Here is a 16750-nt window from a genome sequence, read left to right as displayed (position 1 = left end):
ATAATCAACAGGAAACAAAAGTGCAATGACAGAAAGAAGGAATGGTTATGAAACGTTTGTTTAAAGGCGGCACAATTGTAAGCGGAGAAGGAATGAAACAGCTGGATATCCTCGTAAAAGGGGAAAAAATTCTGGCAGTAGGAGAAGATCTGGAATTTCGGGATGCCGAGATAGAGGACGTCAGAGGAAAGTATCTGTTCCCCGGCTTTATCGACGCACATACCCATATGGCGCTGGAAGTCAGCGGCACCATAACCGCGGACAAATTTGACACGGGAACAAAGGCCGAGATCGCAGGCGGTACGACATGCATCGTAGATTTTGCAACCCAGAATAAAGGAGAGTCTCTGAAAGAGGCTCTCGATAACTGGCATAAAAAGGCGGACGGTGAGTCCTCCTGTGACTATGCATTTCATCTGGCAATTTCCGACTGGAATGAAAAGGTGAGCGAGGAGCTCGCCCAGGTTGTGGCTGACGGCATTCCTTCTTTCAAATTATATATGACATACGACAACATGATTGTAGATGATAAGACGATGTATGAGATTCTGACCCGTCTGAAAGAACTGGGGGGAATCGCAGGCGTACACTGTGAAAACAATGGTATCATAGCCGCGAGACTCAATGAGGTCCTTCAGGAAAAAGGGAACCGTCTCGACACGGCGGACTATCCGGGCACAAGGCCGCCTGCAGCAGAAGCAGAAGCAATCAACCGTCTGCTGAAAATTGCAAAATGCGTAGATACACCGGTCATAGTCGTACATTTAAGCTCTGCGGAGGGCTACCGTGAGATCCAGCATGCAAGGGAAGACGGGCAGACGGTATATGTAGAAACATGTCCGCAGTACCTGCTGATGGATGAAAGTAAGTATTTCCTTCCCGACGGGGAGGGGCGTAAATACATGATTGCCCCGCCGCTTCGTAAAAAGAAGAACCAGCAGGTTCTATGGGAGGCACTCTCGGAAGGGCGGATACAGACGATCTGTACCGACCACTGTAGCTTCGATACCGCACAGAAGAACATGGGAGCTGAGGACTTTTCCAAAACACCGTGCGGAATGCCGGGCGGGGAAGAACGTCCTGCACTGATCTACCAGTTCGGGGTAAATGAAGGGCGGATTACGTTGGAACAGATGTGTAAATATCTTTCGGAGAATCCGGCAAAACTGTATCGTATGTACCCGCAGAAGGGCACACTTTCACCGGGAAGCGATGCAGACATTGTGGTGTGGAATCCAGAAACGGAGTGGACGATTTCGAAAGAACACCAACAGACGAATATCGACTACTGCCCGATGGAGGGCACGACAATCAAAGGACGTGCCGAAAAGGTTTTCCTGAGGGGGCAGCTGGCCGCAGAGAATGGAGAAATCATAGCAGAGAAAACCGGCCAGTACGTGCCGCGCGGTATTTCATAGGCCGCAGATGTGACTCACCAGGGGACTCCTGATGACTGTTCAGATCGTTAAAAGCAGATTAAGGATATCGTTTATGGTAAAGAATTATGAGGAAGGGCTTCTGACAGAACAGAACTCTCTGTCAGAAGCCCTGCATATAAACAGTAAAAACCCGGTTATTTCCGTCACGGGGGCCGGCGGTAAAACGACGCTAATCAGAACAATGGCGGAGGAATACCGGAAAAGGAAGATTCCTGTCATAGTAACGACTTCGACCCATATGCTGGCAGAAGACAGGCCGTGGTTTCTTACGGAGCCGTCCGAAGAGAAGGCGGTACAGATACTGAAAGCAGAAGGAATGGTGTGGGCCGGCCTGCCGGCAGAACATGGGAAAATAAAGGCACTGCCTCAAAAGTTTTTAGACCGTTTGCTGACACTTGGGTATCCGGTATTGATCGAAGCAGACGGTGCGAAAAAACTTCCGATGAAGGTGCCGGCTGACCATGAACCGGTGATCCTGCCAGAAACAACCCATGTACTCTGTGTATATGGTCTGGACGCGGTCGGAAGGCCTCTTTCGGAGGTTTGTTTCAGGACAGGTACCGCGGCGGAAATCTTGGATATGAAGACAACTGACCCGGTTAAAGAACGTGATCTTGCAAAACTGGCTTTTGATTGCAGAGGCGGCAGGAAAGGCGTTCTGCCATATATGGAATACCGGGTTATTCTGAATAAAGCAGACAACACGAAAAGGGAACAGACAGCATACCGGATCTGCCGTCTGGCAGAAGCACAGGGGCATACAGGAATCACGGTACTGGCCCGGGGGAACAGTAACCAATAAAGTCATTAAAACAAGAGGAAGGCAGCAGGAAATGAAAATACTAATCAAGGGGGCAGGTGATCTGGCAACAGGGATAGCCTCCCGCCTGTACCGCAGCGGGCATCAGATCATTATGACGGAGATAGAGGTCCCTCTGACTGTACGCAGGATGGTTTCACTGTCCAGAGCCGTTTATGAAGGGGAGGCAGTCGTTGAAGATATGAGAGGTGTTCTTGTATCCTCAATGAAAGAGGCACTCACCATCATGGAGGCGGGGGATATCCCGGTCATTGTAGACCCGTGTGCCCGGATAGCGGATGGATATCAGCCCGATGTAATCATAGACGCGATTCTTGCAAAGAAAAATTTAGGGACAAAAATTACAGACGCACCGTTAGTTATCGGTGTCGGCCCCGGCTTTACGGCGGGGGAAGACTGCCACTGTGTCGTTGAGACAAAGCGGGGGCATACGCTGGGCGATACGATTTACGAAGGCAGTGCCATTCCCAATACAGGTGTACCGGGAAATGTCGGGGGATACACGACAGAACGCCTGATCCGTGCAAGTGCCGAGGGCGTAATCGAACCTCTTGTGTCAATCGGCGATGTCGTGAAAAAAGGGCAGGCCGTGGCACTGACTGGCGGAAAAGAAGTTTGTGCGAAGATGGATGGTATTGTCAGGGGCATGCTCCAGCCCGGGGTCCGGGTATGGGAAAATCTGAAGATCGGAGATATCGATGCGCGGTGCGAAACATTCCACTGCTTCACCATTTCCGACAAGGCAAGGTCTGTCGGCGGAGGCGTGCTGGAAGCCGTGACAAGGTTTGACCATATGCGCAGGAAATACGCGGTCATCATACTTGCCGCGGGAAGAAGTGTACGGTTCGGAGAAAACAAACTGCTGGCGGTCGTTTCTGGAAAGCCGCTGTACCGGCATACGCTGGAACGGATGTGTGCATTCCAGGATTATCCGCAGTATCTGGTGACGGGGTATGAGGCAATAGCAGAGGAGGCAGAAAGACAGGGGATCAGGACTGTAATCAACAAAGAGCCGGAGCTCGGCATCTCCCGTTCTATCCTGCTTGGCCTTGAAGAATGCCTGAGGCAGAATCCGGATATCGAGGGAGTTCTGTTCTCGGTCTGTGACCAGCCAAATTTAAAGACGGCCACAATACAGAAAATTTTGAATATGGCAGGCGTGCATAAAGGTCGGATCATCTGCGCGGGAAATCCGGGCAGGCCGGGAAACCCGGTACTGTGGGACCGTGCATTTTTTGACGACCTGCGTAACCTGACAGGCGATAACGGAGGAAGACAGATCATGTCAGGACTACAGGAAAAAGTCAGATATGTGGAGGCGCAGCCAGAGGAATTAAAAGATATCGATCAAAAAAATGATTTGCAGGAATAAGGTCCGGAACCGACGGACGGCCGCCGCAGGCGCGGGTTTCGCTTGCGAAACTCTATGAAAGAAAGGAAGGTAATATCATGATAACTGTTCATGTAAACGGAAAGGATTATCAGGCCGGACAGGATAAAAAACTGATGCGTTTCTTAAGGGACGATTTAAGGCTGACATCTGTCAAGGACGGATGCAGTCAGGGCGCATGTGGCACCTGTACGGTTCTGGTGGACGGGAAGGCGACACGCGCATGTATCCCGATGCTTTCTAAGTTAGAGGGGAAGAAAATTGTAACAGTCGAGGGATTATCAAAGCGGGAGCAGGAGGTCTATGCATATGCATTTGGCCGGGCAGGTGCGGTGCAGTGCGGTTTCTGTATCCCCGGGATGGTGATGTGTGCAAAAGGCCTGATCGATGTGAATCCGGACCCGACCCGTCTGGAAGTCATCGCTGCGATACGCAATAATATATGCCGCTGTACGGGATATAAGAAAATCATTGATGGTATCCTTTTAAGTGCAAAAATGTTCCGCGAAAATCTGCCTGCCACGGATGATGAAGGCGTCGTGCTTGTAGGGGACGCCATCCGAAGGATCGATGCTTCGGAAAAGGTGCTTGGAACCGGGGAATACCCAGATGACATCTATCTGGACGAGATGATCTACGGAAGTGCAGTAAGGTCGGAATACCCGAGGGCAAGGGTGCTTGCGATACATAAAGAAGAAGCAGAAGCGCTGGAAGGTGTGATCGGAGTATTTACCGCGGAGGATATTCCGGGAAATGTCAAGGTCGGACATCTGAAGCAGGACTGGGATACGATGATCCCGGTAGGTAAAGTTACACATTACTTAGGTGACGCTATCTGCCTTGTGGCTGCCGAGAATCAGGATATACTTGAGAGGGCGAAGAGTCTGGTAAAGGTCGATTACGAAGTACTTGATCCCGTTCTGGACCCGTTTGACGCCATGAAGGAAGGTGCGCCGCTCGTGCATGAGTCAGGCAACGTCCTCGCACATGAACACCTCGTGAGGGGAAATGCGGATGAAGTCATTGCCGGATCGAAATATCAGGTCACAAGGCATTACGAGACGCCGTGGACAGAACATGCATTTCTTGAACCTGAATGTGCGGTTGCCATGCCGTTTGATGACGGTGTGTTTATCTATTCCACGGATCAGGGAACCTATGATACACAGCATGAGTGCTGTATCATGCTGGGCCTTCCACCAGAAAAAGTGATTGTGGAAAACAAATTAGTCGGCGGTGGATTCGGTGGAAAAGAAGATGTCAGTGTACAGCATCATGCAGCCCTGCTGGCCTATCTGACGAAGCGGATCGTAAAAGTAAAGCTGTCCAGACAGGAGAGCATTGTAGTACATCCGAAGCGCCACCCGATGTGGATGGACATTACTACGGCCTGTGACGAGAACGGTTACCTCACGGCAATGAAGGCAGTCGTTGTCTCGGATACAGGGGCGTACGCATCACTGGGGGGACCGGTCCTGCAGAGAGCCTGTACCCATGCCGCAGGGCCTTATAACTTCCAGGTCGTGGATATTGATGGAAAAGCAGTCTATACAAACAATCCGCCGGCGGGGGCATTCCGCGGGTTCGGGGTAACACAGACCTGTTTCGGCTCAGAGCGCAATCTGGACCTGCTGGCTGAGATGGTGGGCATCTCACCGTGGGAGATCCGCTACCGCAATGCAGTCCGCCCGGGACAGGTGCTTCCGAATGGACAGATCGCCGATGAATCTACCGGTGTGGCAGAGACACTTGAAGCAGTAAAAGAAATTTATGAGAGCGAGCCATATGCAGGCATCGCCTGTGCCATGAAGAATGCAGGAGTAGGAGTAGGACTTCCCGACTGGGGACGCTGCCGTCTGCTGATCAGGGACGGAATCGTAGAGATACATGCCGGGGCGTCCTGCATCGGTCAGGGACTCGGAACCGTGCTGACCCAGGTCGTTTCAGAGACACTGAATCTACCGGTTGACAAAATCAAATACTGCCGCCCGAATACGGCGGATTCACCAGATTCCGGCACGACATCCGGTTCCCGCCAGACTCTGATCACGGGGGAAGCGGCAAAAAGAGCCTCCGAAAAACTGTTGGAAGCTTTGAAGACAGAGACAATGGAGGAACTGGAAGGCAGTGAATTCCTTGGAGAATATCTGGCAAAAACCGATAAAATGGGAAGTGACGTACCAAACCCGGTATCCCACGTGGCATATGGTTATGCGACACAGATGTGCGTCCTAAACGAAGACGGCACCATAAAGAAAATGGTAGCAGCACATGACGTAGGCAAGGCAGTCAACCCCGTCAGCGTAGAAGGCCAGATAGAAGGCGGAGTCGTCATGGGAATGGGATATGCCCTCACAGAGAAGTATGAGATCAAAGACGGATATCCGGTATCCCGGTTTGGCACACTGGGCCTGTTCAAAGCCGACAAAGTGCCTGAGCTTGAATCCATCATAGTAGAAAAACCCGGAGTAGACGTCGGATACGGAGCCATCGGAATCGGAGAAATCACCTCCATCCCCACCGCCCCCGCCATAGCCGCAGCCTACTACAAATGGAACAAACAATTCCAAACCACCCTCCCTCTCACCGGAACCCCATACGAAAAAAAGGGAAAAAAATAAAGGTATTATATCAGCAACTAGCAAGCACTTGCTTAATTCCGTCGGGGCAATAACTGGGAACGAAATTTCATCTTCCAATTGGATGAACCAGCCTGCCGGGGAATGGAAATGTACCCGCACGGATACGTCTTTGCACCATTAATGCCCCTTCATCAAAACAGAAACCGGTACATGAACGAACGGCAGGACTACAAGTCCTGCCGTTCAGCCGACTTAGCAAGAATGCATCAGCATTCTCGCGTTTGTCGGCGATGTTCATCGTGCCGGTTTCCGTTTTGATTTAGGGGCATTTATCGTGCAAACCCGTATCCATGCGGGTACATTTCCATTCCCCGGCAGGCGTCCGGTATATCTATAAGAAGTAAATTTACTTCCCAGTCCCCCGCGTCATTCCGGACACGAGGTATTTCCGGAGGATGAGTGCCGTGGCCGCAGGTGGTACGATTGCGAGCAGCCCGGCTGCGGCCGTGATCCCGTATTGTATGGAGTCCTTCACCATGAACTCGCTGGTGACGATGGACACGGGTTTCGTCTGGAAAGAAGAGGCAAGGATCAGCGGAATCTGGAACTGGTTCCAGGCGCTCAGGAACATGATGAGTGCACTGGATATCACGACGGGGTAGGCAACTGGGAGCAGAATCTCGAAGAAGGTCCGAATCCTGCCGCAGCCGTCCACACGGGCGGCTTCTTCTATTTCCACGGGTATTGTGCTGAAGTAATTAAGCATCAGCCAGACACTCATGGGCAAAAAGGAACTTGCATACACGAGGCTGAGCCAGAAGATCTTATCCAGCAGATGGTAGGACACAAAGATCCTGTAAAGGGGGATAACCGTGGCAAATACAGGGATTACCATTGTGATGAGGACTGCATTTTTAATCAGTTTCTTTCCCCTAAATTCCAGTCTGGCAAGCGCGTAGGCGGACATCATGGCGACCGGAAGGCCGATCAGGAGGGTGATGCCGACTGCCTTGAGGGAGTTTGACATTCCCTGAAACAGAATCTTACTCTGCCGTGAGGAGGTCGCGAACAGGGTGATATAATTCTCCCAGTTCACCTTGCTTGGCAGCATCTTCATTGTGTTCTTGAACATCTCAAATTCAGGCGTCACCGAGATTAAGAAAGCCCAGACAAAGGGGCCAATTGTGAATACCAGAAACAATGCCACAACGATGACATACAATACTTTTCCGCTTTTTGTTTTCATTAGTATTCCACCTCCCTCGTCAGGTTCTTAAGATAGAAGAATCCGAGCACTGCAGAGATCAGCATGATAATATAGGTCAGGGCACTGCCTTTTCCGAAATCGAGGAACGAGAACGTGGTGAGGTAGCTCTCGATCAGAAGGTTCTTTCCGAGGTCGCTGTATCCGGCAAGGGCCACGATCTCATCGAAGATGTTGATTGCCGTGATGGATGCGGATGTGATCCCGATCCCGACAAAGGGGACCATGAGCGGTCCTGTAATATGGCGGAACGCGGACCACCTTCCTGCCCCGTCGATCCTTGCGGCCTCATAGAGGTCGTGCGGGATGGCACGCAGGCCCGCGAGACATACAATAGCCGTAAACGGGATACTGCGCCATGCGACGACGAGTGCCACGACAAAGAGCAGGAGGAAACGGCGGGACATCCATTCGATTGGGCTGTCGATTACGCCAATGCCAATTAGCAGCTTATTCATAAAACCGTAACCCGGATAGAAGATAAAACGCCAGATAATCCCATTCACAACAGGCGGCAGCGCCCAGGGAAGGACGGCAGCGGCCATCAGGACACCGGAAATCTTCGTATCCACATTCAGCATGAGTGCTACACAGATACCAAAAACAGTTGTGATCAGAACGACCACAACGAGTAAAAAGAGCGTATTTTGAAGACTGTACCAGAACGAATCAGATTTCAGTACGGCCTGATAATTCGCCCAGCCTACAAAACCGGTATCCTGCGGGGCAGTCAGCTTCATCTTCTGCATACTGTATGAAAATGTCTTAATGATCGGGTAGTACACAAGTACTGCCATGATAATAATAATCGGCAAAAGGAGCGCAATGCCCAGCGCTCCTTTGGTTTTTCTCTTCATGTATTCGATTCTCCGCTTCTTTTGCCTTGTTATTCTTCATTGCCGGCTAATTCGGTTACCTTCTTATCCATCGCGTCGAACGCTTCCTGTGCGGAAATCTCTCCGAGCACCATCTTGTTAACATTGTTGTAGATAGCATTGCTCATCTCAGAGTAATAGGACGGGATTCCGTTCGGGAACGGGGATTTAATCAGCTTTGCCTCTTCGAGCATGGCTCCCGCATTCTGGATCGTTCCGTCATTGATCAGGTCACTGAGCACAGCGTTTCTTGTAGGAATGGAACTGTTTGCCTGATACAGCTCTTTCTGTGTCTCTGCCGAAGTATACCATTTCACGAATTCTTTAGCTGCATCCTTGTTCTCGGAAAACTTCGTAATGCCGACTGCTTCCGGAAGAGGCATCGTCTGCGGGGAAGTCCCGTCTTTGCCCGGCAGGAGGATCGCTTCGATCTGTCCTACCACGCTGCATTCCTCTTCGTTGTTGCTGATGCCGACAAACTTTGTAGGCCCTACCATAAAACTTGCCTCACCTGCCGTAAGCTTGCGGTAGGCATCCATGCCGGATGCAGTCTTGGAGGCCGGGTCTGTGAATCCTTCGTCGACCAGTTTCTTTTCAAATTCAAGGGCATCACTGACGGCATCTTTATTCAATGTTCCGTCATCATTGAAGACCTGCCCGCTTCTGGAAAATGCCATCCACATCATGGAGGTTGTAGCGGATTCATCCGCATTCATCGGCATCGTATAAGGATACTCCACGATTCCGGCATCTTTGATCTTCTTCAGTGCATCATATACTTCATCCCATGTCTGGGGGGCCTTCTCGATTCCGGCCGCCTTGAAATGTTCTTTGTTATAGTAGGCAATTCTGTAGTCATTGGCATAAGGCACTGCCAGTACCTTCCCGTCAATGGAAAATGTCTCAAGTGTTGGCATATCTGCCTTGTCTTCGTCGGTCATCTCAATCTCTTCGAGCCATCCGGCGCTGTTCATCTCACCGACCCATGACCAGTCGACCTCGATTACATCAGCAGCGGCTGTGCCGCCTGAAGCTGCGATTGCAACCTTATCGCGGATATCATCCCAGCTGACCACATTCATAACCACGTTGATTCCGCTGTCCTCTGTGAATGCATCTAGCATGTCATCACTCGGCACGGCCCATTCCGGGACCATAACCGTGATTTCTTTTCCCTCAGTTTTTGAATCTTCTTTTGGTGATGCCTCTGCACCCTTTTTCGAACTGCATCCTGCCGCAAGCGTTCCGATTAAGGCTGTGCACAGAAGCACACTTAACAGTTTCTTTTTCATAAAGCCCTCCTTATGTGTCAGGATTCGACACATTTTTTATCCATGTCCTTTCAGTATATCCAATTCAGCATCCGGTTTCAAGACACAGGATGGATTTCATGATAATTTATTCACATATATCAGACGCTTTTATTGATTTTATCTATATACACAATCCCATCTACTCCGGGTGCAGGATGGACTTCTGGTACTGCTTCGGCGACATTCCGAGGGAACGCCGGAAGATCCGTATAAAATAATTGATATCGTTGTATCCGCAGGAAGCGGCAACGGTCGTGATTGACAGGGAAGAGGAATTAATCAGTGTGACCGCCCTTCGTATACGTACCTGATGAATATAATCAGTCAGGGTGGTCCCGGTTTCTTTTTTAAAGAGCCCGGAGAGGTAGTTTTTACTCATACTGAACATCTCCGCGAAAAATGCGAGACTTAAATCTTCTGCATAGTGAAAGTCGATATAGGAAATGACTTCCTTCACGACCTTGGAGTAGCCGGACATAGAATGATTTTTCACCATCAGGCAGTATTTGTGTACCATATCTGTAGAAAGGTGGTCCAGTGCCCTTTCTGTCCGGGCTTCATTGATCAGGATGGCAAATTTCCCGGAAAGGTCGTCGATATAAAGCGGGGGCACCCCTCCGGATTCCACGGCCTTGCGAAAGAGTGTATTCAGGATAATGACCCCATGCCTTTTATTCTGCAGGGCGTTGTCTGATCTGGGACGAAGCTGGAAGGTCTGGAATTTCTGGTATAATTCATGGGCGCTCTTGTCATCACCTGCGGATACGGCAGCCAGCATCTGGTTCTCCACCTCGTAGCGCTCCTCAATTGTACTGACAGAAATCTGCGGCCTCTCGCGCAGCTTTAAAATCATGGGGGAGTTTTCCATATAAAGTTCATTCTTGTCTGGCAGGTGCGAGACTGTATATTCCGTGTGAAACAGTCCCTGTGACAGGTTTAGAACGAGAGACTCAAAACTCTCCATATCGGGGAGTACCGGCGTGGAGTCGTAAAAGAGCCGGATGTCCTGATACAGCTGGTCCGGGATGTGCATCCGCTCCATAACCTGCTGTACCTGTTCCTCTGGCGGCCTGCTTTCAAGATAAGGGCCGATCACAAAATGAGGAGATTCGTAATCATACAAATACTGGGAAGGGATATGCAGGAGCATGTGGAACATCCCGAAAGCATCTTCATATCGGACGAGCCTGCCGGGTGTTATGTATTGTTCCAGAAAAACCTGAAGAGTCTGGTAATTATAGTCCTCATATAGACGAAGACGCAGTCCGTTGTCAGTCTGGGAGAGATTCGAGTTATCTTTAAAGATTACACAGCAGCCTACATTACAGGCAGTGACAGCCTGACAAAATAGTTCCAGTTGTTTATGTTCCATAGTTTGCCACCTCGCAAAGGAAATATATAATTCGTCAAAATATGACAAAATAGTTTGTATTTATAAAATAGCATAATATTGTGCTAAAAACAATGGATATTATTATTCTTTTATAGAGGAAAAACGGGTATGCTAACTATATCAGAAGAGAAAGAGAGGACATGGAACAATGAGTAATCCCTTTTCAGATTTTAGTAAAAAGAAAGAATATCTTGTCTGCATTGATTCGGACGGATGTGCCATAGACAGCATGGATATCAAACATATCCGCTGTTTTGGGCCGTGTATGATAACAGAATGGGGGCTGGATGCCCACAGGGAGGAAATCCTGAAGCGCTGGAATCAGGTAAACCTCTATTCTATGACAAGAGGGATCAACCGTTTCAAGGGCCTTGCGGCGGCTCTTGAGGAAGCGGACCGGCTATATGCAAAGATCGAAGATGTACAGACATTTGTAAAATGGACGGAGGATTCCGATGAGCTGTCTAATGCAGCGCTTGAACAGGCGATTGACGAAACGGGCAGTATTTGTATGAAAAAGGCACTGAACTGGTCACGGGAAGTAAATAAGGCAATTACGGAACTGCCGAAAGAGGATATCAGGCCATTTGAACATGTTCAGGATGTCATCAGGAAGCTTCATGAGACATGTGATATAGCCATTGTATCCTCGGCCAATTATGAGGCTGTGAAGGAAGAATGGACGAGATTCGGACTTCTCACATATGTGGATGTGCTTCTGGCGCAGAATGCAGGGTCCAAGAAAAGCTGTATCGAAAGGCTGCTGACTTATGGATATGCGAAGGAACATGTCCTGATGACTGGAGATGCACCAGGAGACATGGATGCGGCACAATCAAACGGTGTCCTGTATTATCCGATTCTCGTATCCCATGAGTCTGAAAGCTGGGAACAGCTTGAGGCAGCGGTGGAAAAGGTGAAAAACAATACATTCCAGGGTGAATATCAGGCGGGACTGATCCAGCAGTTTGTGGATAACCTGACGAAGCCATAACAAAGACGAGGCTATAACAAATTAAGAAGAAAGAAACAGATAGAAAATATTCTTGAAAGAGCAGGAGGAACCAACATGGTAAATTTAAAAGAAAAACCTTATTATCTGAACGAGGAACAGATCCAGTGGGTGGAAAACACGATTGCGGGGATGACCACGGAGGAAAAAATCGGGCAGCTTTTTGTCAACATGGTATCAAACGAGGAAGAAAGAAAACCGGAGAACATCAAAAAGATTCTGGATACCTACCATCCGGGGGCAATCCGTTACCACAATGCGCCGAAGGAAGAACTGTGGGAGATGGCAGACTGCCTGCAGAGGACGACAAAAATCCCACTTCTGATTGCATCGAATTGTGAAGCTGGCGGAAATGGCGGAACACAGGGCGGGACGCCGATTGCAAACGGGGCGGCTATGGCAGCGATCGATTCAGAGGAAGCAGTATTTAAGATGGCGGAAATATCCGCACGGGAAGCAGCTGCGGTAGGATGCAACTGGAACTTTGCACCGATTGTAGACCTGACCTACAACTGGAGAAATACAATTGTGCAGCTGCGGGCATTCAATGATAATCCGGACGATGTCATCCGTTATGCAAAGTCATTTTTTAAGGGAATGAAGACGCAGAATATGGCTACCTGTATGAAGCATTTCCCGGGAGACGGAACAGAGGAAAATGACCAGCACCTCATTATGGGAATCAATGAGTTCGACTGTGAGAAGTGGGACCAGACATACGGTAAGGTTTACAGGGAACTGATTGAGGAAGGAGTCATGACAATCATGGCTGGACATATTGCACTTCCTGCATATTCTAAGAAGCTGTGCCCCGGCATCAAGGACGAGGATATCCTTCCGGCAACACTGGCACCGGAACTGATTACCGGTCTTTTAAAGGGGCAGCTGGGATTCAACGGCCTTGTTGTAACAGATGCTTCCCACATGATCGGAATGTTCGGTGCGACAATACCAAGAAGCCGCCAGGTTCCGCAGGCAATAGCGGCAGGCTGCGACATGTACCTGTTTTTCAATGACAGGGAGGAAGATTTCGGTTACATGATGGAAGGCTACAAAAACGGAACGATTACGGAGGAACGCCTGCATGATGCACTTCACAGGATCCTCGGTGTGAAAGCGGCACTGAACCTTCACACGCTTCAGAAGGAAGGCACTCTGACGGCACCGAAGGAGAACCTTTCAGTGGTCGGGTGTGAGGAACACCACAGGGCGTCAAAGGAATTCGCTGACAAGTATGTGACACTGGTGAAAGACCGTCTGCACTACCTGCCGATGACACCGGAAAAATATAAAAGAATAAAACTGATGTATATCGGTTCGGAGGCTACCGTGATCGCGGGTATGAAGTTCGAGTCCAATGATAAGAACATCATTGCGGATATCGTTTCCCAGCTTGAAGAAGCAGGATTCGAGGTGGACTCTGAGGTCCCGGCAAAGAAAGGTAAAATAGAGGAGTTTAAAAAGAATTATGACTGTGTACTCCTGATTCTCAATGTACAGGGATTCGCTCAGTACAATACTATGCGCGTGAAATGGGATGAGCCTGCAAAACAGCCGTGGTATATGTCAGAACTCCCGACATTCGTGGTATCCTTAAGCAATACAAACAACCTGATTGATGTGCCGATGGCAAGATGTTACATCAATTCTTATATGGACCATCACGAGAGCTTCGCGGCAACACTGGAGAAGATGATGGGCAGAAGCGAGTTTAAGGGACGGTACAATGAAAATGTATTCTGTGGAAGATGGGAGACAAGATTCTAATACAAGGATCATTTCAGGAGGGAAAGAAGATGAATGAAAAAGCAGTAAAGCCATTTGGGCTGAAAGATAAAATCGGCTATATGTTCGGTGATTTCGGAAATGATTTCACATTTATATTTTCCAGTACTTTTCTCATGGTATTTTACATGAAGGTGCTGGGTATCAGCGGGGCGGCCGTGGGGACATTATTCCTTGTGGCTAGGTTTGTGGATGCATTCACGGATGTAACAATGGGCAGAATCGTGGATACATGCAAGCCGGGAAAAGACGGGAAATTCAGGCGCTGGATCCGGATCATGGCAGGTCCGGTGGCAATTGCCAGCTTCCTGATGTACCAGTCATCTCTGGCAGACGCTTCCATGACTGTAAAGATGATCTATATGTATGCTACATACATCCTGTGGGGCAGTATCTGCTATACCGGGATCAATATACCATATGGTTCTATGGCATCTGCGATCACAGATGTCCCGGAAGAGCGTACCGCACTTTCTACATTCAGAAGTATCGGTGCAACACTGGCACAGCTTGTTATCGGTGTGGGCGGTCCGATGATCATCTATATGACTGATGCAGCCGGCAACCAGGTTATCCGGAATGACGGGAAAATTTTCCCGGTAGTTGCAGGAATCTTCTCAGTATGCGCGATTATCTGCTACATCATCTGCTACAAGTGTACGACAGAGCGTATCAAGATCCAGCCGGACCCGAATGCGGAGAAAATCTCCCTGGCAAAGACATTTGGAGCGATTTTCTCCAACAGGGCGCTGCTTGGGATTATAGGCGCAGCCATTTTCCTCCTGCTGAGTTCGCTGATGCTTTCCAGCGTCAACACCTATCTCTATGCGGATTATTTTAGTAACATAAAGGCACTTTCTGTTTACAATATGATCACGATGGTATGCTCCCTGCTCATGGCGACAATTACAGGAGTCGTTGTTAAGAAATACGGGAAAAAAGAATCAGCGGCCGTTGCAACCATTTTTACAGGGGCGGTTTTCCTTGCACTTGGCTTCCTGAATGTAAAAAACGTATGGGTATTTGCTATTGCGGCAGCAGTTGGCTACCTCGGGGTCAACTACTTTAACCTGATTATCTGGGCAAACATTATTGACGTCATCGATGATGTGGAAGTAAAGAGCGGTAAAAGAGAGGATGGAACGGTCTATGCGGTTTATTCTTTTGCAAGAAAAGTAGGGCAGGCACTCGCAGGGGGACTCGGCGGGTATGCGCTTGGTATCATTGGTTATGCATCTGCTGCAAAAACCCAGACGGCAGAAGTATTAAGCGGCCTTTATAAGCTGGCAACGATTGTCCCGGGAATCCTGTTTATCTGTGTTGCCTTAATGCTGATCTTTGTATATCCGCTGACAAAGAAGAAAGTAGAAGCCAACGTTGAATTCCTCAGGGCAAAGAGAGAGGGAAAGAATCAGGCATAAAATTGTACTAGAATCAATAAAAATTTTTATAATGCTTTCACGGAAAATTTAGTATGGTAGAGATATCAAAAGTGAAGGAGGAAATATACTATGGCGGCACATGTACTTGATGAGGCGAACCGCTGCCTGAACTGCAAAAATCCGCAGTGCCAGAAAGGATGTCCCATCGGCACTCCGATACCGGAAGTCATCCGGCTGATGCTGGACGGCCATCTGGATGAGGCGGGCTGGAAGCTGTTTGAGAACAACCCTCTGACCACGGTATGCAGTCTGATCTGCAATCATGAGAAACAATGCGAGGGACACTGCGTACTCGCAAGGAAAGGTGCACCGGTACATTTTTCTACGATTGAAAACTATATCTCCGGCACGTACAGTTCTAAAATGGTAAAAGGCCCGGCACCGTCCAATGGGATGCGTACAGCCATTATCGGCTCCGGCCCGGCTGGGCTTACCATAGCCGTACTCCTTGCCAGAAAAGGCTATCAGGTAACCATATTCGAAAGCAAAGATAAAATCGGCGGGGTGCTCCGTTACGGAATACCGGAGTTCCGCCTGCCGAAAAGTATACTAGATGACTTTGAGTATCGGCACCTGCTCCTGAAGGGAATCAAAGTCAGGCCGAATACAACGATCGGAGGTGCCATCACGATTGACGACCTTTTAAGAGACGGCTACCGTTCCATCTTTATCGGCACCGGTGTGTGGCGCCCGAATGCCCTGCATATAAAAGGCGAGACGCTGGGCCACGTGCACTACGGGATCAATTACCTGAACAATCCGGACAGTTTTCACCTTGGGGAGAAGGTTATCGTAATCGGGGCAGGAAATGCGGCGATGGACGTAGCCAGAACAGCGCTGAGGAAAGGAGTCAGGGAGCTTCAGTGTTTTTCACGGGAATCCACGGTGGCAGCAAGCCGGCATGAATTCGATTATGCGGTTTTAGAGGGCGTAGAATTCATATATCTGAAAATTCCGCTCGAAATCACCGATGAAGGGGTCATTTTTGCCGATGCGAGAGAAAATGAGGACGGTACGGTGGAACAGATTCCCGGTACAGAAAGACTGTACCACGCTGACAGTGTCATCATCTCAATCAGCCAGGGACCACGGAACCAGCTGGTGAATACGACTAAAGGCCTGGAAGCAAACCCTCGTGGTTTACTGCTGGCCGATGAAAAAGGCCGGACCTCAAGGCCGGAGATTTTTGCAAGCGGGGATGTTGTAAACGGGGCACGGACCGTCGTTGAGGCAGTCGCCCACTCCAAAACAGTGGCAGAGTCGATGGACCTGTATATGAGGGGGATTTCCTCTTAAGGTATATTGACCTACAAGATGTTACTGTTCACACCCTGCGGGCGTGCACAGTAACGGCATCTGCTTATTTCAAGTCGCCTTCGGCGAGAAGCAGATGCCCTGAGACCATCACTTTATTGGCCCGATGCCGTGCAGCAGG

Annotated in this window: 12 protein-coding genes; 8 read left to right on the top strand and 4 right to left on the bottom strand. The window is 49.3% G+C overall.

Annotated features, from left to right (window positions below; translation table 11 throughout):
- The first annotated feature begins 47 nt into the window (after positions 1-47).
- The 4 genes from hydA (at position 48) to xdh (ending at position 6270) form a co-directional block, all read left to right on the top strand.
- A complete protein-coding gene (gene hydA / locus A8806_RS03620; RefSeq protein ID WP_109729768.1) occupies positions 48-1418 on the top strand; it encodes a dihydropyrimidinase in 1371 nt (456 codons plus the stop codon).
- Positions 1419-1491: 73 nt separating this feature from the next.
- Positions 1492-2241 carry a selenium cofactor biosynthesis protein YqeC gene (yqeC, locus tag A8806_RS03615; protein WP_109729864.1) on the top strand — a complete coding sequence of 250 codons (750 nt, stop codon included), beginning with the start codon at positions 1492-1494 and terminating at the stop codon, positions 2239-2241.
- A 31-nt stretch (positions 2242-2272) separates the two neighbouring features.
- A complete protein-coding gene (yqeB, locus tag A8806_RS03610; RefSeq protein ID WP_109729767.1) occupies positions 2273-3631 on the top strand; it encodes a selenium-dependent molybdenum cofactor biosynthesis protein YqeB in 1359 nt (452 codons plus the stop codon).
- Positions 3632-3708: 77 nt separating this feature from the next.
- Positions 3709-6270: a selenium-dependent xanthine dehydrogenase gene (gene xdh, locus A8806_RS03605; RefSeq protein ID WP_109729766.1), complete on the top strand. Its 2562-nt coding sequence runs from the start codon at positions 3709-3711 to the stop codon at positions 6268-6270.
- 367 nt (positions 6271-6637) lie between these two features.
- Here xdh and A8806_RS03600 read toward each other — a convergent pair whose 3' ends face one another.
- The 4 genes from A8806_RS03600 to A8806_RS03585 all read right to left on the bottom strand — a co-directional run bounded on the left by A8806_RS03600 (position 6638) and on the right by A8806_RS03585 (position 11055).
- Positions 6638-7477 (bottom strand): carbohydrate ABC transporter permease, encoded by an 840-nt coding sequence (locus A8806_RS03600; protein WP_109729765.1) that lies wholly within the window; start codon positions 7475-7477, stop codon positions 6638-6640.
- Positions 7477-8352 carry a carbohydrate ABC transporter permease gene (locus A8806_RS03595; RefSeq protein ID WP_109729764.1) on the bottom strand — a complete coding sequence of 292 codons (876 nt, stop codon included), beginning with the start codon at positions 8350-8352 and terminating at the stop codon, positions 7477-7479. Before A8806_RS03595 ends, A8806_RS03600 begins: the two co-directional genes overlap by 1 nt.
- 29 nt (positions 8353-8381) lie before the next feature.
- Positions 8382-9662, bottom strand: a complete 1281-nt coding sequence (locus tag A8806_RS03590; protein WP_109729763.1) for a sugar ABC transporter substrate-binding protein — start codon at positions 9660-9662, stop codon at positions 8382-8384.
- 160 nt (positions 9663-9822) lie between these two features.
- Positions 9823-11055, bottom strand: a complete 1233-nt coding sequence (locus A8806_RS03585) for an AraC family transcriptional regulator (RefSeq protein WP_109729762.1) — start codon at positions 11053-11055, stop codon at positions 9823-9825.
- Positions 11056-11224: 169 nt separating this feature from the next.
- Between A8806_RS03585 and A8806_RS03580 the strand changes: the two genes are divergently transcribed.
- The 4 genes from A8806_RS03580 (at position 11225) to A8806_RS03565 (ending at position 16611) form a co-directional block, all read left to right on the top strand.
- A complete protein-coding gene (locus tag A8806_RS03580) occupies positions 11225-12070 on the top strand; it encodes an HAD family hydrolase (RefSeq protein WP_109729761.1) in 846 nt (281 codons plus the stop codon).
- A gap of 75 nt (positions 12071-12145) precedes the next feature.
- A complete protein-coding gene (locus A8806_RS03575; RefSeq protein ID WP_109729760.1) occupies positions 12146-13855 on the top strand; it encodes a glycoside hydrolase family 3 protein in 1710 nt (569 codons plus the stop codon).
- Positions 13856-13884: 29 nt separating this feature from the next.
- Positions 13885-15294 (top strand): MFS transporter, encoded by a 1410-nt coding sequence (locus A8806_RS03570; protein ID WP_109729759.1) that lies wholly within the window; start codon positions 13885-13887, stop codon positions 15292-15294.
- A 90-nt stretch (positions 15295-15384) separates the two neighbouring features.
- Entirely contained in the window at positions 15385-16611 is a 1227-nt protein-coding gene (locus tag A8806_RS03565) for an NAD(P)-dependent oxidoreductase (protein WP_109729758.1), read from the top strand.
- The last annotated feature ends 139 nt before the right edge of the window (positions 16612-16750 follow it).

The organism is Faecalicatena orotica, assembly GCF_003149245.1.
GTDB lineage: Bacteria > Bacillota > Clostridia > Lachnospirales > Lachnospiraceae > Faecalicatena_A > Faecalicatena_A orotica.
Note: the sequence above shows the minus strand (reverse complement) of the source record. Positions and strands in the feature narration are given on the sequence as shown.